The following is a 25,733-nucleotide window of genomic DNA, read 5'->3' as shown; positions in this document are numbered from 1 at the left end:
GAAATCCTCACAGCGTTGGAGTCAACTAAACCGTCAGCAGTCCCCTTCCACACCAAGGCAGCTTCCGATAGAACCGGCCACGGCTGTTGCTTCAGCTTGCTAGCCATTGCCACCTCCGCGTCAAACATGGTGGGTGTGCAGACGTTCGGGCTATAGGCCTTGGACTTCTTCTTACTTCTTCCGACGCAAGAGCGCCACTGAGACTCCGATTCCCACGATGATTACGGTGCTTCCGCCGAGTACCCACGGTAGCGCTCCAGCCCCGGTGGCGGGTGGTGCGGTTGGTTCTGGTGTCGGCGCGGGGTAGACATCGTCGGGTGTGGGGAGTTGGTCGTCGGTGAACAGTGGATTCTCATCTGGATACTGAGACGGATCGTGTTCGATCATGCGGGTGGCGTTGACAGGGCCGTATCCAAAAGTGTCTGACCAGGCCAGGTCGTGTGGGGCGGTGCCGGTGTTGTGGATGAGCGATTGCAGAATTTGGTTCGGCGTTGCGTCTGGCCATTTCTGCATGGCGAGTGCGATGACACCTGACACGAGGGGCGTCGCTGCGGAATTTCCCGACCAGGGAGACGTTCCCCAGGTGCCATCCCAGCCGACGCCGGACACGTCGATTCCTGGTGCGGAGACGTCGACATCTTCGAACGTCATCGGTGTGCCATCGGGCCACGGAGCCGCGTTTGATGCGACATCGAAGGAGGCTACATTTACAACACCATTCATCGTTGTGAGTGTCGAAATGAGCGTGGTGTCCTCGTTTGGAAGCGCAGTGACGATCAGCGCGCCTGCCTGCAGTGCCGCGGTCACGCTCGCGACCTCGGCCTCGTTACCAACGGCAAGTACTCCAGTGCCACCGGAAAAGCTGACGATGTCGGCGCCCGCACCGACTGCGTCATCGAGCGCTCGGGTGAAGTTCGTGCCGTTAGGGCATTCGGTGTTCAGCACACCGTAGAAGAGAATCTTCACCCCGGGAGCGACACCTACGGGCCCCGCGCCAGACTCTGATGTTCCGTTTCCGACGAGCAACGATGTCACGGATGATCCGTGTCCCTCGAGGACGGTGCCGTTGTACGGCACCGCGATGGGGGCGGGACATCCTTCAAGTTCTCGAATCTCGATGTCGGCGTCCTGAAGCCCTGGGAGATCAGGATCGATCTCGTCATCGAACACCGCGATCGTGATGCCTTCTCCAGTGATTCCGGCATCGTGCACAGCGGAAACCTGGATGGCATCGAGGTACCAGAGAGCGTCAGCGTCGGTATCGGCGCTTGCCGCTGACGCGAAAGACAGCCCGAGCGAGCCTAAGATCACACCAGCTACGAGCATCCGCCGCACGCGGGGTTGAGAACTCAAAGGCCCTCTCCACCATCGGCCTTGAGTACTTGCTCAAAGTTCACGTTGATTTCCATCGATATCGCAGCCCCCTCCGGCGTCACACAAGCTTAGCTTCCGGCCACTCGACGCAGTTCAAATGGACAGCGTCGAGTGAATTCGGTAAATATGCTCGATGACGTCCTGGCCCATGCCATCGACATACGATGTTTCCGAGCCGACTTCAACGAATCCCGCGCGGACTACTATCTGCGCTTGAACCGCGTACCACGCTAACGACTACCGAACCAATTGGGTGTCGATTACAACCTGCACGTGCTCGAATCATTCGCGAAATACGTCGCACCTGAACGCGGCTGGAAGCCGAACACGGAAGGCCCCGTCGAGGGATACGCGATCTGACTACGCCGGATCAGCGACTGATGTACGAGTATCCGGAGGAGCCTGCTGTCCTACATCAGTCCAGACCTCGGTGAGCTGAAGGATCTGACCGTCGGCCATGCGCGCAAAGCTTGCGCAGGAAAAATGCTCGGTTCCTGCGGCCCCTCGACTGGTGACATGGGAACGACAGGCGGCCTCAGCCTCGGCCGCCACAAGTTCCTCAATCTTCAATCGGTCAAAATCTGGGTAGCCCGCATTGAACTGAATCCACTCGGTGCGGGAGAACGACTCACCTGTGTGTACCAAATGGCAGAGAAACTCTGGGTGAAGGTACTGCTCAAGGTCATCCCAACGATGCTCATCGATTGCGGACATGAGCCCTCGTAGCGCTACACCGGCTTCCATGGATCAATAGTATCCGGGGCGCCCATGCGCCCTTATAGGCCTGCCCCGAACCAATTGGGTGTCGATTACAACCTGCACGTGCTCGAATCATTCGCGAAATACGTCGCACCTGAACTCGGCTGGAAGCCGAACACAGATGGCCCGGTCGAGGGACACCCGATGTAAGCAATGGTGTCGAATGCAGCACGAGCAATTTGCCTGCGCAACACAGCCTCTTGTGCGGCATAGTGCGATGCCGGAAAATCAAGCGCATGCGGGGGTGAGGTTGCTGCATATGGCGTGAGGTGGTGTCCCAGCTCGACGTCGGCCCCGGCCCCATCAGTACAAAGGAGTACAGAATGGGAAAAACATTGCGTGTCTACGTGGTGCTCGCGGTCTGCGCAGCCGTGGTTGCGACTGTCGCCGTAGCCACCGCAGTGGCCCGGAATGCCCCGGACTTTTCGCATACCGCCTCGATTGCGAGCGCGGATGCAGAGGCGTTGCTCGCTGAGCATGATGCCTCGTCGCTTTCTCTGGCTTTGGTAACCGGCGATGAGGTGGCGTGGTCAGCAACGTTCGGGGCCGTGGATACAGACGGCGCCCCGCCGACAGCGGAGACGCTGTACGGCATCGGATCTGTCAGCAAGATGATCACCACGGTGGCGGTGATGCAGCTAGTAGACGCGGGTCTGGTGCACCTCGATGCCTCGATCACCGATTACATCACTGACTTTCGGATGGCCGATCCAAACTTTACGCAAATCACGGTGCGCATGCTCCTGAACCACTCGGCGGGGTTTCCCGGCACCGACTATGCCAATGGCTTCACGACCAGCCCGTTCACCGACTACGCCGGGCAGATGCTCGGCAACTTAGCGCAGTCGCGGCTAAAGAGCATTCCAGGCTCAGTGGCGGTGTACTGCAACGACTGCTTCACGATGGCCGGACTTCTCGTCGAGCGTGTAAGCGGCATGCCCTTTACAGAGTACGTCGATGCCCGAGTGTTCGAGCCTCTTGGTATGACCCGCACGATATACCCCACGATCGCGTTGGACCCAGATAGTTTCGCACCGGTGATCGTCGAGGGCGTCACCCAGCCAGCGGAATACCTCAACCTCCATGCGTCCGGTGCGATTTTCTCGACCCCTCAGGAGATGGCACGACTTGCGAAGGTGCTACTTGGCGACGGAACGTGGCGGGGAACGCAGGTGCTCTCAGCCGCTGCGATCGAGGAGATGGGGCTAGACCAGGTAGCTGGCACACTCGAGCCCATTTCTACGACCACGTTCCAGTACGGCCTCGGCTGGGACACGGTGACGGACCCCGGGTTGGCAGCGGTGGGGGCACGCGGGTGGACCAAGGGTGGTGACACCGTGGATTACCACGCGACCTTCATGCTTGCGCCAGATTCCGATGTCGGCGTGATCATCACTGCCGCCGGACGCCACCTCGGCTCGGGGATGCTGAGCACTCTCGCTCAGACGATCTTGCGTAGCGCGATCAGCGAAATCGATGGGGCTGCGCTCCAACCGGCGACTTTGGATGAAAAGGGCCAGGAGCCGGCCACGGCTACAGATGAAGAACTGGCCGCGATGGCCGGATCGTACGCGGGGTCGATATTGGTTCGCGTTGAAGCAACACCCGAGGGCTCGCTAAAAGTGAACGCGTACACCGGCGGGGAATGGCTGCCACCCGAGACTTACACGCTACGCAAAGACGGCCTCTTTTGGCGGACGACCGAGCCATCTCGGTCGTTGCAAACGCGTGTTGCTTGGGGTCGGACTTACCTTGTCCTTCAGCTTCCAGATCAGTCGGGAGGCTTTCTGGACACCTCGATTCTCGGTGAAAAGGTTTCACCGAACGGAGCGCTCGAGGCTGCCTGGGAGCAACGCGTGGGCCGAACATGGGTGATGACTAACGAGCGTTCGGACTCATTGCTCTGGAACGGCAACCCAACTCTCACCATGGCAGATCCGGATGACACCGGTTACCTGTGGGTCACTCACGCCCAGGGCTCGACGCCCGTTGATCCGCGAGGCAGTGACGAAGTGGCAGCGATGTTCGTGCAGCTCCCCGCGGTGAACGGGCGCGACATGAATGACCTGCGCATCTTCTCCCGCGATGGCGAGGAGTGGGTGCAGCACGGCTCGGGAACGTATCGTCCTGTCGAGTTTCTTCCCCAGCTCGAAGAAGGCGAGGTGCGGATAGAGATCGGCGACGATTCGGCTGCGGAATGGTTGTCCGTACCGGCCGATACGCGACTTGAGTCGGTCGGCGGCATCTGGCGTGCCTACACACAGGACGGTCACGCGATCGACGTTGCGGCCGGCTCGAGCATACTTCCAGCCGGATCATTGGTCGTCGTGTTTGGAAAGGCGGGCGAGACCGTCACTCTCAGCGCTGAGAGGACCTGAGGCGATTTAATGATCTCGTTCGCGAAGCATGTAGCCCCCTCGCTCGGCTGGAAGCCGAACGAGGGAGGGCCCGGTCGAGAGATACGCGATCTGAGTCCACCGCGGCGCTCCGCTGTGGAGGTAGCAGCACCTCTGACATCCCTAGCCAAGAGGCTCTCGGGGTCTTGTTAGGCTGCGGTCATGCAGTTCTCGGCCTTCGAAGAGTATCGACTTCGTTCAGGCTTGGCCGCTTCGGAGATTGTCTCAGAGGAGCAGGACAGCGACTATGAGGCCGGTCGAGTAGAGATAGGTTCGGGCAGCTGGCGCATCCGGACGGCGCGAGTCACTCCAACAAAGCCGGGTGCATTCGTAGCGGTGTGGAAAAGATCGCCAACGGGAAAGACTCAACCGTTTGAGAGCACTGATAGCTGCGAGGGCCTCATGGTCTTCGTGAAAGACGGGGCACGGTTCGGGGTATTCACTTTTTCTCGCGAGCATCTGGTGGGACTCGGTATTGTTCAGTCTTCTCTTGCCCCGGGGAAGAGGGGATTTCGGGTTTACCCCACATGGTGCACGAACTTGAACGCTCAGGCGACTCGCACTCAACGCGCCCAAACTGGCGCTTTCACTGAGCTATCCGCGTGATGGCAGCACGATCGCGGTGTAGAGCGGGCCGGTACGCTTCAGCCATGAGTTACTCGCTGAACGGCAGTTCGAATGACGATCGTGTCGACCAGCTGAGGCGTCAGCACCAGCAGCGACAGACTCGCTTCTTCATCGCGTTCGCCGTGATCGAGGGATTCGCGTTCATCACCACGCTGATAGTTGTCTTCGCGCTCGGTCTGGTCGACGCCGACCTCGGCGTCTGGATCCTGTTGGCCATCGCGCTCATCGGAGGAGCGTTCATGAGCGTCTCTCTTCTCGCGATGAGGCGCCGCCACAGCCAGGAGATCCGCGACATCACTGGCTATCCAGGCTGAAACGACGGTGCGCCGCCGGAGCAGAGCCTCTGGCGGCGCACCCTCTGTCGTGAGTTACTCCGCACGCATGCGACGGCGCATCGCGAACAGGCCGAGGCCCATCGCGAGAAGCAGCACAGCACCCGCAATGAGTGCGGTGCTGTCCGCACCGGTCGTTGCGAGGTCGCCAGAGGCAGAACCACCAGAGCCGGTAGTCCCATCGTCCCCGGCCCCAGGTCCGACGTCACTGGCAGCGGCGGTCACGGTGAGAGCCGCGGTCACCTCGGTGCCGTCGGGGAGGATCGCGGCGAGCGTGTGCGCGCCTGCCGGAGTTTCCGCCGGGATCGTCAGGGATGCCGTGAACGAACCATCAGCGGCAACCGTGGCTGATCCGATGCGCACCGGCGTCGAGCGCAGCTCGAAGACGATCTCCGCGCCCGGTGCGAAGTCCGCACCCGAAACGGCTACCTTGCCACCTGCGACGACGGACTCCGCCCCGAGTACGAGCGATGCGGGAACCTCGGGCTCAGGCTGCGCCGGAGGGGTGATGCCCGCCTCGGTGACCCACTTCTGGCCGTCGTCGTACTTCGTGACGCCCGCACCACGCAGCACCTGGGTGGCGCCGTTGTTGGTCCAGACGTTCTTCGCGTCCGTCTCGAGGTCGTAGTGCTTCGCTCCGGAGTTCGAGACGACGTAGACGGGGCCAGAGGTGATTCCGGGGGTCTCCGTCGCATCGGTGTTCACGTAGCCGCGGGCGTACGTGTGGTCATGACCCATGAGAACGAGGTCGATGTCGTTGTTCTGGAAGACCGGCAGCCACTCCGCACGCAGAATCGGTTCGTCGCGTCCTGCGGACGGAGCGCTTTGCGTCGATAGTACGTAATAACGTACTATCGACGCATGGGTGAAGAAATTGCCGACCTCCGCGAGGCCGTACAGAGTCTCGCGGCCCGCGTTTCAGCACTGGAGTCGTCCCGTGTTGCGCGATCTGCTGAGGCGACGAGCGTTCCTGCCGAAGGAGACGCCTTCTGGGCCCTGACCGAACTCCAGTCACGACTGCCCGATGATCCGAGCACCGTGGGTGGTGCGGTGATGATGGTCGGATCACTGACGCTGCCGACCGGTGCGCCGGTGGCGTGGCAGCAGGGGATCGGTGCCGAGGGCCTCCTCGAATCCGATTGGGGTGAGCGCTCGCAGGTGCTGGCGGCACTGGGGCATCCGGTGCGACTCGAACTGCTGCGGCACGTCCTCGCCGGCGTGCATGCGACGGCCGATCTCGGCGCCATCGAATCACTTGGCACGACAGGTCAGCTCCACCATCACCTTCGTCAGCTGGTCGCCACCGGATGGGTGCGACAGAGCGGTCGCGGCACGTACGAGGTGCCTGCTGCGCGCGTCGTGCCGCTGATGATCTGCATGCTGGGGGCCGAGCGATGACCGGCATCGTCATCGCCGTCTATCGCGCGCGGATGCTGATCCTCGCGGTCTCCACTGTCATCCTCCTGGCGATCGCCGTCCTGTCACCGCTTTTCGGTGGGCTTCCACGGTCGATCCGGTTGATGCTCGTCGGCATCGCCTTCGCCGGCTGGGCGCTGACGGCGCTGCTCGTGTTCGTCGGTCCTCGTCTTCTGCCGCACACAGACACCGTGCTCGTCGGCTCTCCGGTGCGTGGGCGCTGGTTGGCAATGAACAGTCCTGCATCCAGGGTGCCCAGTCACGGCATCCGCATGTACGGGCAGGCGCATGCGATCGACCTGGTGTACGAACCGAATGGTGCGTCGCGGCCGGTGTTCGGAACGGGCGGTCCGATGCAACCGAACAGCGACTACCCGGCGTTCGGGCAGCCCGTGTTCGCCATGGTCGGTGGCGTCGTCGTGAAGTCCTCGGACTGGCGCCGCGACCACCGTGCCCGTTCGACGGTGCTCGGCCTTCTCTATCTGATGGTCGAAGGGATGATCCGCGAGTTCGGCGGGCCTGGCTTTATCGTCGGTAATCACGTCACGATTCGCACGGACGACGGGTTGTATGCCACGCTCGCTCACCTCCAGAAGGGGTCCGTCACCGTGAGTGTCGGTGACACCGTGCGTAGCGGCGACCAGATCGGGCAGTGCGGAAACTCCGGAAACAGCACCGAACCTCACGTGCACGCCCAGCTCATGGACCGACAGTCGCTGTTCCTGGCGCAGGGAGTGCCCATAGTGTTCACCGCGATCACGCTGGGTGATGCTCCAGAGCGCCACGATGCGTTGCCGCGCAATGAGGAGCGCATGAGCGCTGCCTGAATCGAGGGCTCTTCCCCCGGTACGCTGGAACCCATGCTGAATATGGCCGAAGGGCTCGCCCGACTGCGCGAGCTCGCCGAAGGACCGGTCGTCTCGGTGGTGGCGCAGGCATTCCAGGATGCCGGGTTCGATCTTGCTGTCGTCGGCGGTCCTGTGCGCGATGCGCTGATCGGCCGCGACGTGAACGATCTGGACTTCACGACGAACGCTTCGCCCGACGAGATCCTGAAGATCGTCACCCCCATCTCGAGCACCCAGTGGGACATCGGCCGCGCCTTCGGCACGATCGGCGCCCGTGTGCGCGGCGAGCAGGTCGAGATCACGACTTACCGCGCTGACAGCTACGACGGTGTGACCCGCAAGCCGACCGTCGAGTTCGGTGACGCGATCGAGGGCGACCTCGTGCGCCGTGACTTCCGGGTGAACGCGATGGCGCTGAAGGTGCCAGAGATCAAACTCGTCGATCCGACCGGTGGTGTCGAAGACCTGGTCGCGGGGGTGCTTCATACCCCGACCGATCCGAAGGTGAGCTTCGGAGACGATCCACTCCGGATGCTGCGCGCCGCCCGTTTCAGCGCCCAACTCGGCTTCTCCATCGGGGACGAGACCCTCGCCGCGATCTCGGAACTGCGTGAAACGCTCAAGATCGTCAGCCCCGAGCGCATTCAGAGCGAACTGGTGCGCCTCATGCAGACCGACGACCCGGTCCGCGGCATCCGGGTTCTCGTCGACACCGAGCTCATCGAAGAGTTCATGCCCGAAGTGAGCGCGCTGCGCCTTGAGGTCGACGAGCACCATCATCACAAGGACGTCTACGAGCACTCCCTGACCGTGCTGCAGCAGGCGATCGAGCTCGAGAAGTCGCGGCATCCGGGTGATGCCCCTGATGTTCCGCTGCGTATCGCGGCCCTGTTGCACGACATCGGCAAGCCCCGTACCCGAAAGCTCGAGTCCGGGGGAGCGGTGACGTTCCACCACCATGACGTGGTCGGCTCGCGGATGGCGCGCAAGCGCCTGCAGGCGCTGCGCTTCGATGGTGACACGACGGACGCTGTGGCGACGCTCATCGAGCTGCACCTGCGCTTCTTCGGCTATGCCGAAGGCGCGTGGACGGATGCCGCGGTCCGCCGCTACGTCCGAGACGCCGGCGACCGCCTCGAGCAGCTGCACATCCTGACCCGAGCGGATGTGACCACTCGCAATCGTCGCAAGGCGCAGCGCCTGGCATCCGCGTACGACGACATCGAGACGCGCATCGCCGACCTGCGCGAACAGGAGGAGCTGGACTCGATCCGTCCTGACCTCGACGGCAACCAGATCCAGCAGATCCTCGGAATCAGGCCCGGTCGCGACGTGGGCGAGGCGTACAAGTTCTTGCTCGAGCTGCGACTCGACGAGGGTGTGCTGGGGCCGCATGCCGCCGAGCAGCGCCTGCGCGAATGGTGGGCCGCGCGCGGGTAGCGCGCCCACGGCGGTTACGCCATTGTGGCGAGCTGCTCGAACGTGATGGTGTCGACCGGTGACTGCCCGGCGAGGATCTGAGCGAGCTGTTCGATGACCAGGTCGCCAAGCAGTGCGACCTCAGTGCCGGCGGCACCGGCCAGGTGTGGGGTGAGCACCACGTTGGGCAGCGCATAGAGGATGTCGTCGTCATCGAGAGGCTCAGGGTCGGTGACGTCCAAGATGGCGCTGATGCGTCCGGGGCGCAGTTCGGCGCGAAGCGCATCGTGGTCTACGAGCCGTCCGCGCGCGGTGTTGATCAGGCAGGCGCCGTCCGGAAGCAGCGCGAGCGAGGCGCCATCGATCATTCGCTCCGTCGTAGGCGTGAGCGGTGCGTGCAGCGAGACGATCGAGCTGCGCTCGAGCAGTTCGTGTTGCGATACGTGCGTTGCGCCGAGGCTGCGCGCGTCGCCTGGATCGATCATGGGATCGGCCAGCAGCACCTCATAATCGAATGGATGCAGCAGCTCGAGCACTCGCCGCCCGATTCGCGATGCGCCGATCACCCCAACAGTGCGACCTGCGTTGCCGATTCCCGGATACCCGGTGGCGACGCTTAGCGTGCGACGAGTGCGCCCATACTCCTCGGAGAGCTCAAAGGTTTTCTTGCCGGCGAGCAGGATCATCGCCAGAGTGAACTCCGCGACGGGACGCGCGTTGGCGCTCGCCGCGGTCGTCACGATGATGCCGCGCCGCCAGGCCTCGGCATCCACGTGGGCTTTGACGCTCCCGGCGGCATGCAGGACCGCGCGCAGACGCGGCATCCGGTTTAGTTCGGCGGGGCCGATCTTCGGCGCACCCCACCCGGTGATGAGGAACTCGACTGTGGCGAGTTCTTCAGACGGCACCGCGCCGAAGTCCTCGATCACGAACCCGGGATCGATGTCGACCATCGATCTCAGGCGCGCAAGGGATGGCGGCCGGAAGAGTCTGTGGACAAGTCCGGGGTCGAGGGCAAACATCGTCTTCATCGGGTCGTCAGCTCAAGAACCGCGACACGAACCACACGGCTGCGAAGATCGCGACGAAGACGACCGTGAGCCACCGGCCACCGCGCTTGAGTCGTCGCCCTGACGGTGCCACGCCGGGCGGCGGCGTCAGCATCGCCGTCGGCGGCGCGAAGGGAAGCGCGTGCGATCCCGACCCCGGCTCGATGTGCACAGCGGGGGTATGGCTCAGGCGCTCGTCGCGCCACCTCGCCCACTGGTCGAACTTGGTGATGAGGGCTCCGACCGTGCCGAACAGCCAGGCCCACGTCGCCGGATCCAGCGTCGACGCCTGGCGCTTCGTGTACAGGAACAGCCAGTCATCGACGATCTCGACGTCGAGCTGCGCGGCATTGTCGATGAAGCGCGCCATGATGTCGGGCGTGAACAGGTACAGGGCATCCTGCTCGTAGCCCGCCGGGCAGTACAGCGTGAAGTACTTGTCGAAGTCACCTTCGAGAGAGAGGTGCTGTTCCTTCTGGAACGACGCCGGCAGGTTCGTGCCGAAGATTGCGTTATTACCGAGGGCGTCGAGCACGATATTCGGCAGCGGCACGTCGAGCTTCACCGCGACGTAGCCCCACTTGTGGGTCGTCGAGTTCTTACCCGAACCCGTCGTGTACTGGTAGTTGCCGAACTCGACGAAACGGGGGCTGTGCCCGCGGACGAGCTGATCCGCTTTGCGGGCGCGACCCAGGGTGAAGATCATGCCGGGCAACGGAGGATCGGAGACCTCACCGGTATACGTCATGTTGTTCGCCGCAGCGAAACGATCGAGGCGGAAGTCCGCGACGCGCCGGCGACGGACGGACAACCATGCGACGATCCCGACCGCCACTCCCACGAAAGCGATGAACAGCAGCGGCAGCACGGCGATGAAGGAGTTGTAGCCGATGATGATCGTGACGGTGAACACGAACATCATCGGCACGATGATGAGGACGGCGATGACTGCGACGACGATCGCGATCACCGTCAGCGCCGTGGTGGATCCGCTGCGGCGCGACTTCATCTCCGCGGCGAAGGCACTCACGGCTCTCGGGTCGACGGGCTCGGTCAGCGGACGAGCATCGAACGTGAACGGCTGAGAGCCGGTGGCGGGCGTGGTCACCCGTCCACGCTAACCCCTTGCCATAATCAGACGTGTGAACACGCAGACCACGCTCCCGTCGCTCGACGGCCGCACTTTCCAGATGATCTCCTCCACGACCTCGGTCGTCGATCCCGATGCACCCAGCACTTTCCGCTACTTCGAGAAGGATGGCGCCGTCTGGGGTGACTACTTCGGCGACACCGTGACCTTCGGTCGTTTCGTCGGCACCCGCACCGGAAACGTGATCAGCATCCACTTCGTGCACGTGCTCGTCGCCGACGGCACGGTCGTCACCGGCTCAGGCGACAGCGATATCGAGCAGGACGAGAGCGGCCTGCGCCTCATCGAGCACTACGAGATGCACGGCAAACCGCAGCTCAGCGTCTGCGCCGAGGTCGTTGCCTGAGGGCCCACCCTTCGACAAGCTCAGGGACCGACAAGCTCAGGGACCGACAAGCTCAGGGACCCGGTCAGCGCGGTGGCAGCGGTTCTCGAGCTCCGGGCGCCGGCGTCCACCGTGTCATTCCGATGGCATCACCAGGTGTGCGCTCGGGAAGATCGGTCGGCAGGATGAACGGGCGCCGCACCACTTCGTCGAGGATCACCACGCTCACGACGGTGCGCACCTCGGGCAGCTGGGCGATCACCCCCGTCGAGAAGTCGTGCACTCCGCCGACATCGGTTGCGCGGATCATGAGCATCGCGTCATGCTCACCGGTGGTCACGGCGCAGTACTCGACTTCGGGCATTCCCAGCACGCGTTCGCGGAACGACGGCCAGGACTGCGGATGCACCGTGACGAACACGTGCGCGCCGATGGACAGACCAGCCTTCGCAGGATCCACATTCGCGGAGAAGCCGGTGATCACACCGGCATCCAGAAGCGCCTCCACTCGCGAGTATGCGCCGGCGCGTGAGATTCCCACCCGCTCTGCGAGCGCCGCCATCGAAAGTCGCCCGTTCTCACGAAGCGCGGCGAGAATGCGGAAGCCGACGTCATCGAGCGTCGGCGCACTTCGTCCAGCGGATGCGGAATCCGAGGCTCGAATGTTGGACATCTTGGCCACCGCTCTCAGTTCTACGGACAATTTGTGTCTCAGGGTGCGAGCATATTGGACATATCGTCCGCCTACGTGCCAATCTGAACACGGTCGTCCACAGCCGTCCGACCTTCCCCGAATCGCTCCCTTCCTTGGAGGGTCTATGTCCTCGCTGTCCCGCAACTCATTTATCGCGGCGGGCGCTGTCGCGCTCTTGGCCGTCACCGGATGCTCCGGAGGAAACTCCGCCAACGGTGGAGGAGAAGCCGCCGCCGACTCGCTCGTGATCGACACCGCCTTCTCGATCGAAACCGCAGATCCCGGTCACAGCTACGACCCGACCGGCAACATGCTGGCCAAGGCGCTGTACGAGACTCTGGTCGATTTCGAAGGCTCCGACGTATCGACGCCGATCCCCGGGCTCGCATCCTGGGAGCAGAATGACGAGGCGACGGAGTTCACCTTCACGCTCGAGGGTGACCGCGTCTTCTCCGACGGCACTCCGATCGAAGCCAAGGACGTCGTCTTCTCCCTGCAGCGCATTCAGGGCATGGTCGAGGCGAAGCCGAACTTCCTGCTCACCGGCGTCACGATCGAAGAGGTCGACGACAAGACGGTGAAGTTCACCACCGAGTCGCCGATGCTGCAGCTTCCCGCGATCCTCGCGAACCCCGCCCTCGGTATCCTGAACTCCGACGTCGTCATCGAGAACGGTGGCACGACCGACGGAACCGACACCGCACAGGCGTTCCTCGACAGCGAGTCCGCAGGTTCCGGCCCGTTCGTGCTCGACACCCTCGACCTCTCGTCGCAGATCGTGCTGACCGGCAGCGAGGAGTACAACGGCGCCGAGGCCAGTGCATACGACCGCGTCGTCATCCGCAACGTCACCGAGTCCGCGACCCAGCTCGCCAACCTCAAGGGCGGCGACACCATGGTCGCGCTCGACCTCAACGGCGACCAGGTGGCCACCCTCGGCGACGATGTGAACATCGACTCGGTGGCATCCGCTCAGACGATCTTCCTGCTGCTGAACCAGAACCCCGAAGTTGCCGGCGACCTCGCGAACGTGAAGATCGCTGAGGCGATCCGCTACGCGATCGACTACGACTCGCTGCTGGAGCTCGCCGGGGCCGGATCCGTCCAGGCCACCGGCGTCATCCCGCCCGGATTCGAAGGCGCACTGGACTCTGGTGTCGAGCAGGACCTCGACCGCACCGCTGCCGCGCTCGCCGAGGCCGGCTACGACGGCCAGACGCTGAAGCTGCAGTTCCCGAACGACTACCCGGTCGGAGGCGTGGAATTCACCCCGCTCGCCGAGCGCGTGCAGGCACAGCTGCAGGATGCCGGCATCAATGTCGAACTCGCACCCGCACCGTTCGCCACTGAGCTCGACGCGTACGTCAACGGCACCGAGGGCTTCGGCCTGTGGTTCTGGGGCCCGGACTACGCGGACTCGGCGAACTTCCTGCCGTTCGCACCGGGCCTGAAGGTCGGTCTGCGTGCGGGCTGGGCAGCTGACGCCAACCCGGAGATCGCCGGCCTCGCTGCAGGTGCCGCAAGCGCGACCGACACCGAGCAGCGCACCGCTGCGTTCACCGAGTTCGCTGAGGCGATGCAGGCTGATGGCCCGTTCGTTCCGCTGATCGTCCCCGGTCGCAACATCGCCTCTGCAGGCGACGTCACCGGCGCGGTGTACAACTCCGTCTGGGAGATCGACATCGCCGAGATCACACCGGCAGGCTGATTCACTCCATGAGCACCACCACTGTCGCACGCAGGCGCCCGACCCGCTCTCCGCTGGTCGGGTACCTGCTGCGACGCCTCGGCACGTCGATCCTGCTGCTGATCGGCGTGACGATCGTGACCTTCCTGCTCACGAACCTCGTCCCGGGTGACCCGGTCTCCGCGGCTCTGGGCGAGGGCGCAGCACAGAACCCCGCGACGCGCGAGGCCTTCATCAAGTCGCACGGCCTGGACCAGCCGCTGTTCGTGCAGTACTTCATCTATATGGGCAACCTGCTGCGCGGTGACCTCGGCACTTCGCTCGTCACAGGCCGCCCCGTCACACTGGACCTTGCCACCGCGGTTCCCGCCACGATCGAGATCGCGGTCTGCGCGATCGTCGTGAGCCTCGCGGTCAGCATCGTGCTCGGCACCCTCGCCGCCTACCGCCGAGGCCTGGTGACCGACCAGGTCGTGCGAGTGGTCACCCTCGTCGGGCTCAGTGTTCCGACGTTCTGGCTCGCGCTGGTGAGCTACTACTTCTTCTTCCTGCAGCTCGGGGTCGCACCCGGCTCCGGACGCATTTCGCCATCGATCACGCCACCGCCGCGGATCACCGGCTTCTACACCGTCGACTTTCTGCTGAATGGCGACAGCGTCGGGTTCTTCGATGCCGCATCTCACCTCGCGCTGCCGGTCATGGTGCTCTCGCTCGTGACGATCGGACTGCTCACGCGGTTCGTGCGCACCTCGGTGCTCGAGGTGCTCGACAGCGACTATGTGCGCGCCGCTCGCGCGAAGGGACTTTCGGGCCCGCGCGTCGTGCTCGACTACGTGCTGCGCGGCGCCTCGCTGCCCATCCTCACCGTGGTCGGCGTCGCCTTCGGTGCGCTGCTCAGCGGCACCGTGCTCGTCGAGTCGGTCTTCGCCTGGCCGGGTCTTGGCACCTATGCCTACAACGCCGCCGCGAACCTCGACCTCACGGGCATCATGGGCGTCGGCCTCGTGGTCGGCGTCATCTACCTCGTCATCAACCTGGTCGTGGATCTGCTCTACGGCGTGCTGGATCCGAGAGTGAGGATCGCATGAGCGCCCTGGACGACAAGCGGGTCGCATCCCGTTGGAAGATCCGCTTCCGCTGGCCGCGCGCCTGGCGCACGCCGCTCGGCATCATCGGCTCGGTCATCGCACTGGGGTGGGTCATCATCGCCTTCACCGCGCAGTGGTGGGTGCCGTTCGGACCGAACGCCCAGGTGCTGCCGCGTCTGCAGGCCCCTGGCATCGACACGCTCATGGGCACGGACGGCAACGGCCGCGACATCTTCTCGCGGCTGATGACCGGCGCGACCGTGACGATCCCACTCGCGCTCATGCTTGTCGTGGCCGCGCTTGTGATCGGCACGATCCTCGGCGCCGTCGCGGGATACTTCGGCGGCTGGGTCGATGAGACTCTCATGCGCATCACCGACCTGTTCATGGCTTTCCCGACTGTGATCCTCGCGATGGTGGTCGCGGCATCCCTCGGTCCCTCGCTCTTTAATGCGGTAATCGCCGCGGTCATCGTGTCGTGGCCACAGTACGCCCGCGTCACCCGCAGTCTCGTGCTGAGTCTGCGCCAGCAGAACTATGTCGTCGCCGGGCGCCTGCTCGGGCACTCACCCGTGCGCAGCCTCTTCGTCGACATCCTGCCGAACATCGCCGGCCCCGTGCTCGTGCTCGCCACGCTCGACATCGGAACCGCGATCCTGCTGCTGTCCGGCCTGTCGTTCCTCGGCCTCGGCGCTCAGCCGCCCACGGCCGAGTGGGGCTCGATGATCTCTGCGGCCATGTCGAACTTCGACGCCTGGTGGCTCGGAGTGTTCCCCGGCCTCGCGATCCTCACGGTCGTCGTGGCGTTCAACTTCCTTGGTGACGCGATGCGCGATGTGCTCGACCCGACCGCAGAGGTCGCTCACGAGAATCAGGCTGAACTGGTCTCCTCCGCGAAGGGGGCGAGCGCATGAGTTCTGTCGCCCTCAGCATCCGGGATCTGCACATCTCCATCGGCCGCCCGCTCGTGCACGGCATCTCACTCGATCTTGAGCGAGGGCGCGTGCAGGGCCTGGCCGGCGAGTCCGGATCCGGTAAGACGCTCACCTCGCTCGCCGTGCTCGGGCTGCTTCCGCGCAAGGCGACGACATCCGGCTCGATCTTGCTCGGCGAGGATGAACTGCTCGGGATGCCGCGGCGCGCACTGAATCGCGTGCGCGGAAAGCGCATCGCGATGGTCTTCCAGGACCCCTCTGCGTCGTTGCATCCGCAGCTCACGATCGGGCGCCAGCTCACCGACCATATGAAGGTGCACCTGGGCCTGAAGGGCAAGGCGGCAGACGCCCGCGCCGTCGAACTCCTCGAAACCGTGCAGGTGCCGCGCGCCGCGGAGTCGCTCGGGCGCTACCCGCACCAGTTCTCGGGCGGACAGCGCCAGCGCATTGCGATCGCCTGCGCCCTGGCCTGCGACCCCGACGTGCTGCTCGCCGATGAACCGACGACCGCACTGGATGTCACCGTGCAGGCCGGCATCCTTCAGCTGCTGCGCGACCTCGCCGTCGAACGGGAGCTCGCCGTGCTGCTGGTCACCCACGACCTCGGCGTGATGAGCGCGATCGCCGATGATGTCGCCATCATGAAGGACGGGCGGATCGTCGAGCGCGCCGACCGTGCGACACTGTTCGCCAACCCGCAGCACGAGTACACGCGCACGCTGCTCGCGGCGCTGCCGGGGTCACGACTGGATGCTGGCGACAACGAAGGAGCCGGCGATGACTGACGCACTCGTGCTCGACGCGCAGAACGTCGTGGTGCGCTACCCCGGCAACCCGCCGGTGGTCGCGGTGAACGATGTCTCGGTGCAGGTCGCCGTGGGCGAGACCGTGGCACTGGTCGGCGAGTCCGGAAGCGGCAAGTCATCGCTTGCGAGGGCGGCGGCAGGGATCGAGAAGATCGTCTCGGGTGTCGTGCACTTCGATGGGATGCCGGTGCTTCCGATGGGCATCCGCCGCCGGTCCGTGGCTCTGACCGGAATCCAGATGGTGTTCCAGGACCCGTCGACCTCGCTGAACCCACGTCGCCGGATCGGCGACCAGATCAACGACGGCATCCAGACCGCGCTCGCGCGAGGTGACGAGGGGTCGCGTGTCGAGGAGTGGCTGGAGCGCGTCGGGCTCAACACGGCATGGACGGCCCGCTTCCCGCATCAGTTCTCCGGCGGGCAGAAGCAGCGCATCGCGATCGCGCGTGCGCTCGCCGCTCGCCCCAAGCTGCTCATTGCCGACGAGCCGATCTCTGCGCTGGATGCGTCGACGCAGACCAGCGTCGCCGCCCTCATGCGCGATCTCGTCGCCGAGGTCGGCGCGGGAATGCTGTTCATCTCGCACGATCTCGCTGTTGTGCGGCGCATCGCCGACCGCACGCTCGTGATGTACGCCGGAGAGGTGCTGGAGTCAGGCCCCACGGACGAACTGTGGGCTGATCCGCAGCATCCGTACACTCGCTCGCTGCTCGCAGCGATTCCCGAGCCTGACGGCCTCGGCCGCATTCCCGCGGCGCCGTCCGCGGAGGATCGCGCGGCGTGGTCGACGGTCCCGCCCGTCGTGCGCTGAGCGCGCTTGCCGCGGCGGGGCGGCCGCGGGCTCGGGCGGCAGTCGTGGACCGCGGCACCAGCCCGGAAGGATTTCGCGGTTTCAGTACCGGGGGGAGCCGCGAAACTCTTCTGCGCTGGCTGTCCGGACCGGGCGGCGTTAGCGGTTGAGGTCGTCGGCGTCCCAGGGCAGCGACGAACCTTCGCGGATCGGCAGCGCCTCGATGGCCGGGTCAGCGCAGATCGCACGCACGAGCTCGTTCGAACCCGCAACGATCGTCGAGTCGTAGTCGATCTCGGTCGCCATGACCCATGCGCGATCAGCGGGCCAGAGCAGGCTCAGCGCCTCGTCGCCCCATGGCGCCTCGTCCTGCCAGTCCGGGTTTGCGAACGTCGACAGCGCAGCGGTGAAAAGCACGTGTGCGCGGTCGGGCAGCTCGAGACGCGGTCCCTTCGATATCTCGTCCGAGAGGATGCCGGGCTGCCAAGTCGCCCGCTGAAACGGGTTCTCAAAAGGATTGCGGATGCTCTGCCCCAGCACCTGCTGATGGATCTCGTCCTCGCTGAACGCGAGAGATGCGCGTGACGGTCCGGTGCCCATGAACCCGAGCATCCCGCCCCAGCCCTCCCAGACACCGCACACGCACTCGTCCGGCGTGCTCGTGTGCACAGAAAGGTGGCCGGTGAGGCGGCTCAGGATGCTGGCATCCAGCCATCCTTCGCGTGGGGCGGAGAACTCGCGACCGTCGGGCGCGGTCTGCGTATGCCAGTTGCCCTCCGGAGGGGTGCGGACCAGCCGCTGCCAGGATGCTTCGGCGTGCAGCGTCGTGCCGAAGACCGCCGCCGCTTCTCCCCAGGGGGTGGGCTGGTCGACAGCATCCGAACTCGAACGCACCGAGGCCGGATGGAAGATACGCGCATACGCCTCGTAACCACGGGGAGCGAAGTGGTGAATCGACCAGTCGTCATCGAGCCGGTCCCGTAGCCAGTCGCCGACAGAAACATCTGAGATCCACTGCATGCCGACCACGCTACTGCGCGTGCACCGGCGATGCTGTGAGATGCCGGTCAACCCGCGAAATCCTGGACGCAGGCATAGAGGCCGAACACCAGGAACACACCCGTCACGATGAACAACACCCAGGGAACCGGCCGCCGCAAGCGCCGCCCCCGGGCTGAGACACCAAGAGGACGGTTCGCAAATTCGGTGACCACGGATGCAGGACGCATCGAGTCATCCCCCGCCAAAGACCGCGCCGATGTTCGAAGGCGATCATCGCGCCATCGTTCCCACTGGTCGAGCCGTCGCGTGACCGCCTCGACCATGTTCGCGAGCCTCTCCCAGGTGAGCGGATCCGTCGTGACCACCGGCTTCTTGCTGTAGAGAAGCAGCCAGTCGTCCACGATCTCGACATCAAAGTGCGCAGCGCTGTCAATAAAGTGCACCATGACGTCAGGCGTGAAGAGATATAGGGCGTCAACCTCATAGTCGCTGGGGCAGTACAGCGTGAAATAGTCGTCGAAATCACCTTCGAGAGAGAGGCGCTGGTCTGTGTCGAAGCGGACCGGCAGGTTGCTGCGAAGTAGCGAGTTGTTCCCCACGGCGTCGAGAACGATGTGCGGAAGTGGATTCGCGAGTCGGATGGCCACATATCCCCAGCGATGCGTGATGTGGAACTTCCGGTAATCGATCGCATACGAATGGTTGCCGAACTCGACCGAGCGCCGCCCCCGCTCCCTCCGACCCCATCGCTCGTGCCCCTCCAGGAGGTCGGTGGTCTTGCGGTCCCGACCGACTTCGAAGATCACACCCGGCAGCGCTCGCGAGGTGCGGGGGGTGTAGCGCAGCCCGTTCGCCTTCGCGAAACCGGTGAGCCGGAACCTGCGGTGATCCTGAGTCCACCACCGGTGCAGGCCGAGTCCGATGATGCAGCCGGTGACGACCCACGCGCCCAGGATGAAGAAGCCGATGGGTACGGGATCAAGAACGATTCCCAGGAGAATGAACAGCAGGATGCCGCAGTAACTCAGGCCGAGGATGGTGAGCAGGGTCGCGCGAAGCCAGGTCGGCCACCTCTCGCGGGTGCGGTCGATGAAGTCCCGCAGCTCGTGCCGATCGATCGGGTCGGTCAACGGGGCGGGGCGGAGCATGGACACCACGTTAGCGCGGGCGTCGGGCTGGCCTCCGGTTGTTTCGCGCCTTCCGGTTGTCTCTGTTCGCGACTAGCTCGCAACTCCGTTAGACTGTTGTGGTTGTCTGCCCATCGAACCGCATCAGGTGGCGAGAAGGGCGGGCACGTGCACACACCCTCCTGCTTTCGAGAGAGTCTCGAAAGCCGTTCAAGTCCGAAGGAGGTGGGTAAGTGACGCACCAGTACGAACTCATGGTCATTCTGAACCCTGAGGTCGACGAGCGCCAGGTTGCGCCCACGCTCGACAAGTTCCTGAAGGTCATCACCAACGATGGCGGTTCAGTGGACAATGTCGATGTCTGGGGCAAGCGCCGGCTCGCCTATGAAATCCAGAAGAAGACCGAAGGCATCTACGCCGTCGTCAACTTCACCGCTACCAGCGAGGCCACGCAGGAGCTCGACCGTCAGCTCAAGCTGAACGAGCAGATCATGCGCACCAAGGTCCTCCGCGCTGAAGAGGCACAGGCCATGGTTGCATCCGAGGCCAAGCGCTCCGAAGAGAAGGCTGCCCGCAAGGCTGCCAAGGCTGCGAAGGCCTGAGTCTCATGGCCGGCGAAACCGTCATCACCGTGGTGGGAAACCTCACGGCCGACCCTGAGCTGCGTTATACGCAGAACGGGCTGCCGGTGGCGAACTTCACCATCGCATCGACGCCGCGAACCTTCGACCGTCAGGCGAACGAGTGGAAGGACGGCGATGCGCTGTTCCTCCGCGCGTCCGTGTGGCGCGAGTTCGCAGAGCACGTGGCGGGTTCTCTGACAAAGGGCATGCGTGTTGTCGCGCAGGGCCGTCTGCGTCAGCGCTCCTACCAGGACCGCGAGGGAAACCAGCGCACGTCCATCGAGCTCGAGGTCGACGAGATCGGCCCGTCGCTGCGTTACGCGACCGCTCAGGTCACCCGCGCTGCTTCTGGCGGTGCCGGTGGCGGTGGCGGGCAGTCGCGTCCGGCTCAGCAGCAGCAGCAGGTGTCCGAAGAGCCGTGGTCCACGCCCGGTTCTTCGACCAGCGCCGATGCCTGGAGCACTCCGGGCAGCTTCGGCGACGACACCCCGTTCTAACGCTTCGACAGGCTCAGCGACCGCAGTCGCGCCTGACAACACAATCTCATTGATAAGGAAAAACCATGGCTGGAAAGTCGAGCGGCGACCGCCGCAAGCCGCGGAAGGGTGGCAAGCCCACCGCTCCCGCGAAGTCGATCCGGGTTGGCGTCATTGACTACAAGGATGTCGCAACCCTCCGTAAGTTCGTTTCGGAGCGTGGCAAGATCCGCGCCCGTCGTATCACCGGAGTTTCGGTGCAGGAGCAGCGTCTGATCGCCACGGCGATCAAGAACGCACGCGAAATGGCTCTCCTGCCCTACGCCGGCGCTGGCCGCTAAGGGGTGCTGACATGGCAAAGCTGATTCTCACGAATGAGGTCGCCGGGCTCGGAAGCGCCGGTGACGTTGTCGAGGTCAAGAGCGGGTACGCCCGTAACTACCTCGTCCCCCAGGGGCTGGCCACTGGCTGGACCCGTGGCGGTGCCAAGCAGGTCGAGTCGATCCAGGCTGCTCGCAAGGCACGCCAGATCCACGACCGCGAAGAGGCCGTGGCGCTCAAGGACGCGATCGAGGGCCAGAAGGTCCGCCTGACAGTCAAGGCCGGCAACGGCGGACGCCTGTTCGGCTCGGTCAAGACCGAGCACGTCGCCGATGCTGTCGCGACTGCCGGCCTCGGTGCCATCGACAAGCGCAAGGTGACCATCACCTCGCCGATCAAGTCGACCGGTGACCACGAGGCGACCGTGCGTCTGCACGAAGACGTCGTCGCCGTCATCACCCTTCAGGTCGTCGCAGCCAAGTAAGTCGCAACAACCTTCCGGAGAGCCTCCGATCCTTGCGGATCGGAGGCTCTCCGCTTTTTCGGCTGCCGACCACCGCGCTGTCTCCCAGGGCGGCGATGGCGTTGCCCGTCACGTCCACTGGAACAGCGACGGGTGCCACGACCTGAGTTCCGCTGGCAGTGCCGTCGGTCCCATCGGTCACGGCGTCGGGCAGCGGGGCGCTCAGCAACGAGACGGGAGAGTCCTGCAGCGCGCCGGCCACGGATTCGGTCACCGCGGGGACGACGTCGGTTCCGACACTGACGCCAGAATCGAGCGTCGAAGCGACCAGATAAGAGATGCCGTCGAGAGGGCCTCCCGGTGCCTCGTCTGTATGCGCGGTGCTGCCGTTGCTGGAACGGATGAGCGTGGCCCAGGCGAGCGCGCCGAGGGCGCGCCACAAAACCCCTGTGGGCATCTGACGGGATGCTGCGGCAGGCACGCTTACCTCCCCCTCGAAGCGAAATGGCTTCGGCGCGCAAGGCGCCGTGCCCTCGTCCGTACGCGCGCAAGTGGTGCGTGTCCAGAGTGTTTTAGCTGCTGACCGGCGTGTTCTCAGCCTCATCGGAAATGGACGCGCCCGAGAAAAATCGGGCTTGACTTCTCCCCAGGTTGTACACATCCGCTCGCGTCGAGCGAAACCTTCAATCAGTGATTTAAGCCGGATTTCATCCACAGGCTGGGGAAACTCTAAACCCCTGGTCATAAGCCGTTAACGTGAACGAAATTTTTACCCACCACAGGGTTATCCACATGCGTTCTACACAGACACTCCGAAGTTCTCCGCAATCTCTCCACATAGTTATCCACAGGCCATCTTGCATGGGGATAACCCTGCTCGTACCGTGGACACGCGACGAGATGTCTGTGGTGCGTGATTCGCTTGCCCTGATCGCAAAAATCACTCCGCTGTCGCCGGGCTTGGGGGCCGCTGATACCTGAGCTGTCCGCATGTCAGCCGTACCCGAAGGGATCACAGTGTCGATAGCCGACATCTCGGAGGAACGTCTTGGTGGGCAGCGCAAACCCGAACGCGTACCGCCGCACGACCTCCTCGCTGAACAGAGTGCGCTCGGCGGCATGCTGCTTTCGAAGGATGCTGTCGCCGACGTGATCGAGACGCTCAAGGGCGCCGACTTCTATATCCCCAAGCACGAGCTCATCTTCGAAGCGATCCTCACCCTGTACTCGCACGGTGAACCCACCGACGTCGTCGCCGTCACTGACGAGCTCATCAAGACGGGCGAGCTCGGGCGGGCGGGCGGGGCTGACTACCTGCACACGCTCACCTCGATCGTTCCGACCGCGGCGAACGCCGGCTACTACGCCGGCATCGTCGCCGAGCGTTCCATCCTGCGCCGCCTTGTCGACGCGGGCACGCGGATCGTCCAGCTCGGATACGACGGGCAGGGCGACGCGACCGACCTGGTCAACAACGCGCAGGCCGAGATCTACGCGGTCTCCGGCACGCAGACCGCGGAAGACTACGTTCCGCTGACGGTCGCGGTGGATGCTGCGATGGAAGAGATCGAGGCAGCCAGCGGCCGTGACGGGTCGATGACGGGTGTGCCGACCGGGTTCAAAGAGCTCGACGAGCTGACGAACGGCCTGCACGGCGGTCAGATGATCGTCGTGGCAGCGAGGCCTGCTGTCGGCAAGTCGACACTCGCGCTCGATTTTGCTCGTGCCGCTGCGATTGGCCATAAGCAGCCCGCAGTCTTCTTCTCCCTCGAAATGGGCAAGAGCGAGATCGCGATGCGTCTGCTCAGCGCAGAGGGCGCGATCCCACTGCAACACATGCGCAAGGGATCGCTCGATCCGCGCGACTGGACCACGGTCGCTGCGACCCGCGGACGCATCAACGACGCGCCCCTCTTTATCGATGACAGCCCCAACATGACGCTGGTCGAGATTCGTGCGAAGTGCCGTCGCCTCAAGCAGCGCGAGGGCCTGCGGCTGGTCGTCATCGACTACCTGCAGCTGATGACGAGCGGCAAGCGCGTCGAGTCGCGCCAACAAGAAGTCTCGGAGTTCTCGCGTGCGCTGAAGTTGCTCGCGAAGGAGTTGCAGGTGCCGGTCATCGCACTGTCGCAGCTGAACCGTGGTTCTGAGCAGCGCACGGACAAGAAGCCGCAGATCAGCGACCTTCGTGAGTCCGGGTCGATCGAGCAGGATGCCGACATGGTAATCCTGCTGCACCGTGACTCGGTCTATGACAAGGACGTTCGACCCGGCGAAGCTGACCTCATCGTCGCCAAGCACCGTAACGGACCGACTGCGACGATCAATCTGGCGTTCCAGGGGCACTACTCGCGCTTCGCCGACATGGCGCAGGGTGGCGACTTCAACTAGTGTAGGTTCCCGTTGGAAGTGGCGGATTCCGCGCTACATGGCGACCTATTTGGCGGATTCGCCACTTGAACCTCGCACTTACAGAACCTCAATCAGGCTCTGAGGCGAATATTGGCTGACGTTGAGTGCAGCTGAATCCGCAAGATTGCGACACCTAACCGGCGAGAAGTCCGCGCCTGCGCGGACAGCATCACGCGAGGCTAAATAGCGTCCCAACCGATAGGGCCCGACGATGCGGGCTTGGCGTCCGCTGCGTTAGACGTTCGCGGCGGAGAGCTGTTCCGCTCGACTAACGAGGGACCCCAGTGCATCGAACCCGTTGCGGCGGTACAACGCGGTTTTCTCGCCGGGGACGTAGCCGATCTTCTCGACCAAACCCGTGAGAACCAGTCGTGCAACGAGCGGGTGCGCGATGCTGCCAGGAACTCCGGTGGAAAGAATGATCTGCGGAACGGTGAACTCGTCGCCCTCGAGACGCACGATCGCGGAGATGACGCCGAGCATATGACTGTTGCCGAAGAGGGCTCTTGACCATTCGGCTCGGGATTCCATCGTTCCTGTCACAGAGTGAGTCTCTCACAACAATAAGTGTCACGTTCAAGACAAATCAGTAGTCAGTGGATAGCTGACAACGAGTGACTGTATTCGCTAACATGCCGACATGGCAAACATTGAAGGTCCTCGTGACGATCCCGCGGCGATGGTCGCGATACGTATGCAAGAAGACGCCGTTGTCCGCCGCCCGTTGGGCGAGGTCGACTGGGCATCGTTCCCGGACGCGATACCGTGGCGTCGGTTTCAGAGTTATCGAGGCCAAGGCCACTATTCGGGGCTCTATTGGTCAGCCACGATGGGAGACCACGTTGCGTACGAGTCTCGGCTCGAACTTGAGACACTCGTCTTGGCAGACTTTGACCCAGCAATTACGTGGATTCGCTCGCAACCGTTCCGGCTCGAATCGGCGGAGGCATCGACCAAGCAAACTCACGTTCCGGACTTTCTGTTCCGCTTTGCCGATGACCGACTCTCAGTCGTTGACGTTAAGCCTCGGGGACGCCTCGCGAACCCGAAAGTGGTGGCGCAGTTCGAGTGGACCCGTCATCTTGTCGAAGCCCGCGGGTGGGGCTACCAGATCGAAAGCGAGCATGACTCGGTGAAGGTCAAGAACGTGAAGTTCTTGGCTGGCTATCGGCGGGGGCTTCAGTTTGAGCCCTCGCAGATTGAGAAATCAGTGGAGGTCTTGGTTGTACCGATGAGCTTTATGCACGCGGTTCGTACGGTAGCGAGCAGCACCGGCGATGCTGACCATGCCCGGGGTCTTGTTTTACACATGCTGTGGCGTGGCCTATTGAAGGCGGATCTTGATGAGATGCTGCAGGGCACTACCCTCGTGAGGGCGTCATGAGCAAGGTCTCAGAGTTGCGAATCGGGAGCACGCTCGCCTACGACGGCGAACTGTGCAGCATCATGGAGATCTCCGCCGACGCCGTCGTTCTCGTCACGTCGCGCGGCAGAGCTCGCCGCATAAGACTGATCGATCTTCTGAAGTCACCAAAGGAAGGTGGGCTTGCGCAACTCAGCTCTGAAGAGGAGGGGACTGCTGACGGTTTAGTTGACTCGTCTTGTTTGGGGTTT

Annotated in this window: 29 protein-coding genes and 2 pseudogenes; 21 read left to right on the top strand and 10 right to left on the bottom strand. The window is 63.8% G+C overall.

The genetic code is table 11. The features are described from left to right. Nucleotides 1–171 precede the first annotated feature (171 nt). Nucleotides 172–1,353, bottom strand: a complete 1,182-nt coding sequence (locus ACTU6U_RS15210; RefSeq protein ID WP_443469955.1) for a S8 family peptidase — start codon at nucleotides 1,351–1,353, stop codon at nucleotides 172–174. 258 nt (nucleotides 1,354–1,611) lie between these two features. Here ACTU6U_RS15210 and ACTU6U_RS15205 point away from each other — a divergent pair. Beyond that, nucleotides 1,612–1,734: pseudogene (locus ACTU6U_RS15205) on the top strand (LLM class flavin-dependent oxidoreductase); the annotation flags it as partial. On the opposite strand, the gene ACTU6U_RS15200 reads toward ACTU6U_RS15205, so the two are convergent. Then, nucleotides 1,735–2,088, bottom strand: coding sequence for a nuclear transport factor 2 family protein (locus ACTU6U_RS15200; RefSeq protein WP_443469954.1), 354 nt, complete (start codon nucleotides 2,086–2,088; stop codon nucleotides 1,735–1,737). It lies immediately after the preceding pseudogene. A gap of 75 nt (nucleotides 2,089–2,163) precedes the next feature. Here ACTU6U_RS15200 and ACTU6U_RS15195 point away from each other — a divergent pair. The 4 genes and pseudogenes from ACTU6U_RS15195 to ACTU6U_RS15180 all read left to right on the top strand — a co-directional run. Next, nucleotides 2,164–2,283 (top strand): annotated as a pseudogene (locus tag ACTU6U_RS15195) (LLM class flavin-dependent oxidoreductase); the annotation flags it as partial. A 173-nt stretch (nucleotides 2,284–2,456) separates the two neighbouring features. Beyond that, a complete protein-coding gene (locus ACTU6U_RS15190) occupies nucleotides 2,457–4,511 on the top strand; it encodes a serine hydrolase domain-containing protein (RefSeq protein ID WP_443469953.1) in 2,055 nt (684 codons plus the stop codon). A gap of 180 nt (nucleotides 4,512–4,691) precedes the next feature. Continuing rightward, nucleotides 4,692–5,135: a MepB family protein gene (locus tag ACTU6U_RS15185; RefSeq protein WP_443469952.1), complete on the top strand. Its 444-nt coding sequence runs from the start codon at nucleotides 4,692–4,694 to the stop codon at nucleotides 5,133–5,135. Between the two features lie 44 nt (nucleotides 5,136–5,179). Beyond that, nucleotides 5,180–5,470: a hypothetical protein gene (locus ACTU6U_RS15180; RefSeq protein WP_443469951.1), complete on the top strand. Its 291-nt coding sequence runs from the start codon at nucleotides 5,180–5,182 to the stop codon at nucleotides 5,468–5,470. Nucleotides 5,471–5,524: 54 nt separating this feature from the next. Here the strand turns inward: ACTU6U_RS15180 and ACTU6U_RS15175 are convergent, their stop codons facing one another. Then, complete coding sequence (locus ACTU6U_RS15175; RefSeq protein WP_443469950.1) at nucleotides 5,525–6,226, bottom strand: LPXTG cell wall anchor domain-containing protein; 702 nt, start codon at nucleotides 6,224–6,226, stop codon at nucleotides 5,525–5,527. Between the two features lie 123 nt (nucleotides 6,227–6,349). Between ACTU6U_RS15175 and ACTU6U_RS15170 the strand changes: the two genes are divergently transcribed. Genes ACTU6U_RS15170 through ACTU6U_RS15160 form a run of 3 tightly spaced genes read left to right on the top strand, consistent with a single transcriptional unit; the run spans nucleotide 6,350 to nucleotide 9,192 of the window. Next, on the top strand, nucleotides 6,350–6,886 hold the full coding sequence (locus tag ACTU6U_RS15170) for an ArsR/SmtB family transcription factor (protein WP_443469949.1): 537 nt from the start codon (nucleotides 6,350–6,352) through the stop codon (nucleotides 6,884–6,886). Next, nucleotides 6,883–7,731, top strand: a complete 849-nt coding sequence (locus ACTU6U_RS15165) for a M23 family metallopeptidase (RefSeq protein ID WP_443469948.1) — start codon at nucleotides 6,883–6,885, stop codon at nucleotides 7,729–7,731. The genes ACTU6U_RS15170 and ACTU6U_RS15165 overlap by 4 nt, the downstream gene beginning before the upstream one ends. A 33-nt stretch (nucleotides 7,732–7,764) precedes the next feature. Further along, a complete protein-coding gene (locus ACTU6U_RS15160) occupies nucleotides 7,765–9,192 on the top strand; it encodes a CCA tRNA nucleotidyltransferase (RefSeq protein WP_443469947.1) in 1,428 nt (475 codons plus the stop codon). A 14-nt stretch (nucleotides 9,193–9,206) separates the two neighbouring features. Here the strand turns inward: ACTU6U_RS15160 and ACTU6U_RS15155 are convergent, their stop codons facing one another. Beyond that, nucleotides 9,207–10,124 carry a hydroxyacid dehydrogenase gene (locus ACTU6U_RS15155; RefSeq protein ID WP_443469946.1) on the bottom strand — a complete coding sequence of 306 codons (918 nt, stop codon included), beginning with the start codon at nucleotides 10,122–10,124 and terminating at the stop codon, nucleotides 9,207–9,209. A gap of 85 nt (nucleotides 10,125–10,209) precedes the next feature. Continuing rightward, nucleotides 10,210–11,328: a hypothetical protein gene (locus tag ACTU6U_RS15150; RefSeq protein ID WP_443469945.1), complete on the bottom strand. Its 1,119-nt coding sequence runs from the start codon at nucleotides 11,326–11,328 to the stop codon at nucleotides 10,210–10,212. 34 nt (nucleotides 11,329–11,362) lie between these two features. On the opposite strand from ACTU6U_RS15150, the gene ACTU6U_RS15145 reads away from it, so the two are divergent. Further along, on the top strand, nucleotides 11,363–11,716 hold the full coding sequence (locus ACTU6U_RS15145; protein ID WP_443469944.1) for an avidin-fold protein: 354 nt from the start codon (nucleotides 11,363–11,365) through the stop codon (nucleotides 11,714–11,716). Between the two features lie 64 nt (nucleotides 11,717–11,780). Here the strand turns inward: ACTU6U_RS15145 and ACTU6U_RS15140 are convergent, their stop codons facing one another. Next, nucleotides 11,781–12,368: an Lrp/AsnC family transcriptional regulator gene (locus ACTU6U_RS15140; protein ID WP_443469943.1), complete on the bottom strand. Its 588-nt coding sequence runs from the start codon at nucleotides 12,366–12,368 to the stop codon at nucleotides 11,781–11,783. A 145-nt stretch (nucleotides 12,369–12,513) separates the two neighbouring features. On the opposite strand from ACTU6U_RS15140, the gene ACTU6U_RS15135 reads away from it, so the two are divergent. From ACTU6U_RS15135 to ACTU6U_RS15115, 5 genes are read left to right on the top strand one after another with little or no spacing between them, the layout of a single operon-like run. Further along, nucleotides 12,514–14,097, top strand: a complete 1,584-nt coding sequence (locus tag ACTU6U_RS15135) for an ABC transporter substrate-binding protein (protein ID WP_443469942.1) — start codon at nucleotides 12,514–12,516, stop codon at nucleotides 14,095–14,097. A gap of 8 nt (nucleotides 14,098–14,105) precedes the next feature. Then, the gene (locus tag ACTU6U_RS15130; protein ID WP_443469941.1) at nucleotides 14,106–15,164 is read left to right on the top strand and encodes an ABC transporter permease; all 1,059 of its coding nucleotides are present in this window, start codon (nucleotides 14,106–14,108) and stop codon (nucleotides 15,162–15,164) included. Further along, nucleotides 15,161–16,078 carry an ABC transporter permease gene (locus tag ACTU6U_RS15125; protein WP_443469940.1) on the top strand — a complete coding sequence of 306 codons (918 nt, stop codon included), beginning with the start codon at nucleotides 15,161–15,163 and terminating at the stop codon, nucleotides 16,076–16,078. Before ACTU6U_RS15130 ends, ACTU6U_RS15125 begins: the two co-directional genes overlap by 4 nt. Continuing rightward, a complete protein-coding gene (locus ACTU6U_RS15120; RefSeq protein ID WP_443469939.1) occupies nucleotides 16,075–16,884 on the top strand; it encodes an ABC transporter ATP-binding protein in 810 nt (269 codons plus the stop codon). Before ACTU6U_RS15125 ends, ACTU6U_RS15120 begins: the two co-directional genes overlap by 4 nt. After that, nucleotides 16,877–17,716, top strand: a complete 840-nt coding sequence (locus ACTU6U_RS15115; protein ID WP_443469938.1) for an ABC transporter ATP-binding protein — start codon at nucleotides 16,877–16,879, stop codon at nucleotides 17,714–17,716. The genes ACTU6U_RS15120 and ACTU6U_RS15115 overlap by 8 nt, the downstream gene beginning before the upstream one ends. A 138-nt stretch (nucleotides 17,717–17,854) precedes the next feature. Here the strand turns inward: ACTU6U_RS15115 and ACTU6U_RS15110 are convergent, their stop codons facing one another. After that, nucleotides 17,855–18,715, bottom strand: coding sequence for a hypothetical protein (locus ACTU6U_RS15110; RefSeq protein ID WP_443469937.1), 861 nt, complete (start codon nucleotides 18,713–18,715; stop codon nucleotides 17,855–17,857). 47 nt (nucleotides 18,716–18,762) lie between these two features. Further along, nucleotides 18,763–19,845 carry a hypothetical protein gene (locus tag ACTU6U_RS15105; RefSeq protein ID WP_443469936.1) on the bottom strand — a complete coding sequence of 361 codons (1,083 nt, stop codon included), beginning with the start codon at nucleotides 19,843–19,845 and terminating at the stop codon, nucleotides 18,763–18,765. 212 nt (nucleotides 19,846–20,057) lie between these two features. On the opposite strand from ACTU6U_RS15105, the gene rpsF reads away from it, so the two are divergent. From rpsF to rplI, 4 genes are all read left to right on the top strand, one after another. After that, entirely contained in the window at nucleotides 20,058–20,426 is a 369-nt protein-coding gene (rpsF, locus tag ACTU6U_RS15100) for a 30S ribosomal protein S6 (protein WP_417509527.1), read from the top strand. 5 nt (nucleotides 20,427–20,431) lie between these two features. Continuing rightward, nucleotides 20,432–20,944 (top strand): single-stranded DNA-binding protein, encoded by a 513-nt coding sequence (locus ACTU6U_RS15095; RefSeq protein ID WP_443469935.1) that lies wholly within the window; start codon nucleotides 20,432–20,434, stop codon nucleotides 20,942–20,944. Between the two features lie 65 nt (nucleotides 20,945–21,009). After that, nucleotides 21,010–21,264, top strand: coding sequence for a 30S ribosomal protein S18 (gene rpsR, locus ACTU6U_RS15090; protein WP_017829850.1), 255 nt, complete (start codon nucleotides 21,010–21,012; stop codon nucleotides 21,262–21,264). Nucleotides 21,265–21,275: 11 nt separating this feature from the next. Then, nucleotides 21,276–21,728 carry a 50S ribosomal protein L9 gene (rplI, locus tag ACTU6U_RS15085; RefSeq protein ID WP_417509523.1) on the top strand — a complete coding sequence of 151 codons (453 nt, stop codon included), beginning with the start codon at nucleotides 21,276–21,278 and terminating at the stop codon, nucleotides 21,726–21,728. Here the strand turns inward: rplI and ACTU6U_RS15080 are convergent. Next, nucleotides 21,700–22,188, bottom strand: coding sequence for a chaplin family protein (locus tag ACTU6U_RS15080; RefSeq protein ID WP_443469934.1), 489 nt, complete (start codon nucleotides 22,186–22,188; stop codon nucleotides 21,700–21,702). The genes rplI and ACTU6U_RS15080 overlap by 29 nt on opposite strands. A 536-nt stretch (nucleotides 22,189–22,724) precedes the next feature. On the opposite strand from ACTU6U_RS15080, the gene dnaB reads away from it, so the two are divergent. Beyond that, nucleotides 22,725–24,098, top strand: coding sequence for a replicative DNA helicase (gene dnaB, locus ACTU6U_RS15075; RefSeq protein WP_443469956.1), 1,374 nt, complete (start codon nucleotides 22,725–22,727; stop codon nucleotides 24,096–24,098). A 255-nt stretch (nucleotides 24,099–24,353) separates the two neighbouring features. Here dnaB and ACTU6U_RS15070 read toward each other — a convergent pair whose 3' ends face one another. Continuing rightward, a complete protein-coding gene (locus ACTU6U_RS15070; RefSeq protein ID WP_443469933.1) occupies nucleotides 24,354–24,662 on the bottom strand; it encodes a hypothetical protein in 309 nt (102 codons plus the stop codon). 97 nt (nucleotides 24,663–24,759) lie between these two features. Here ACTU6U_RS15070 and ACTU6U_RS15065 point away from each other — a divergent pair, with 97 nt between their 5' ends. Further along, nucleotides 24,760–25,503, top strand: a complete 744-nt coding sequence (locus ACTU6U_RS15065) for a TnsA-like heteromeric transposase endonuclease subunit (RefSeq protein WP_443469932.1) — start codon at nucleotides 24,760–24,762, stop codon at nucleotides 25,501–25,503. After that, on the top strand, nucleotides 25,500–25,733 hold a 234-nt coding region (locus tag ACTU6U_RS15060), incomplete at its 3' end, for a hypothetical protein (RefSeq protein ID WP_443469931.1). The genes ACTU6U_RS15065 and ACTU6U_RS15060, both read left to right, overlap by 4 nt.

The sequence above is a fragment of the Microbacterium zouquanmingi genome (genome assembly GCF_052266695.1).
Taxonomy (GTDB): domain Bacteria; phylum Actinomycetota; class Actinomycetes; order Actinomycetales; family Microbacteriaceae; genus Microbacterium.
Note: the sequence above shows the minus strand (reverse complement) of the source record. Positions and strands in the feature narration are given on the sequence as shown.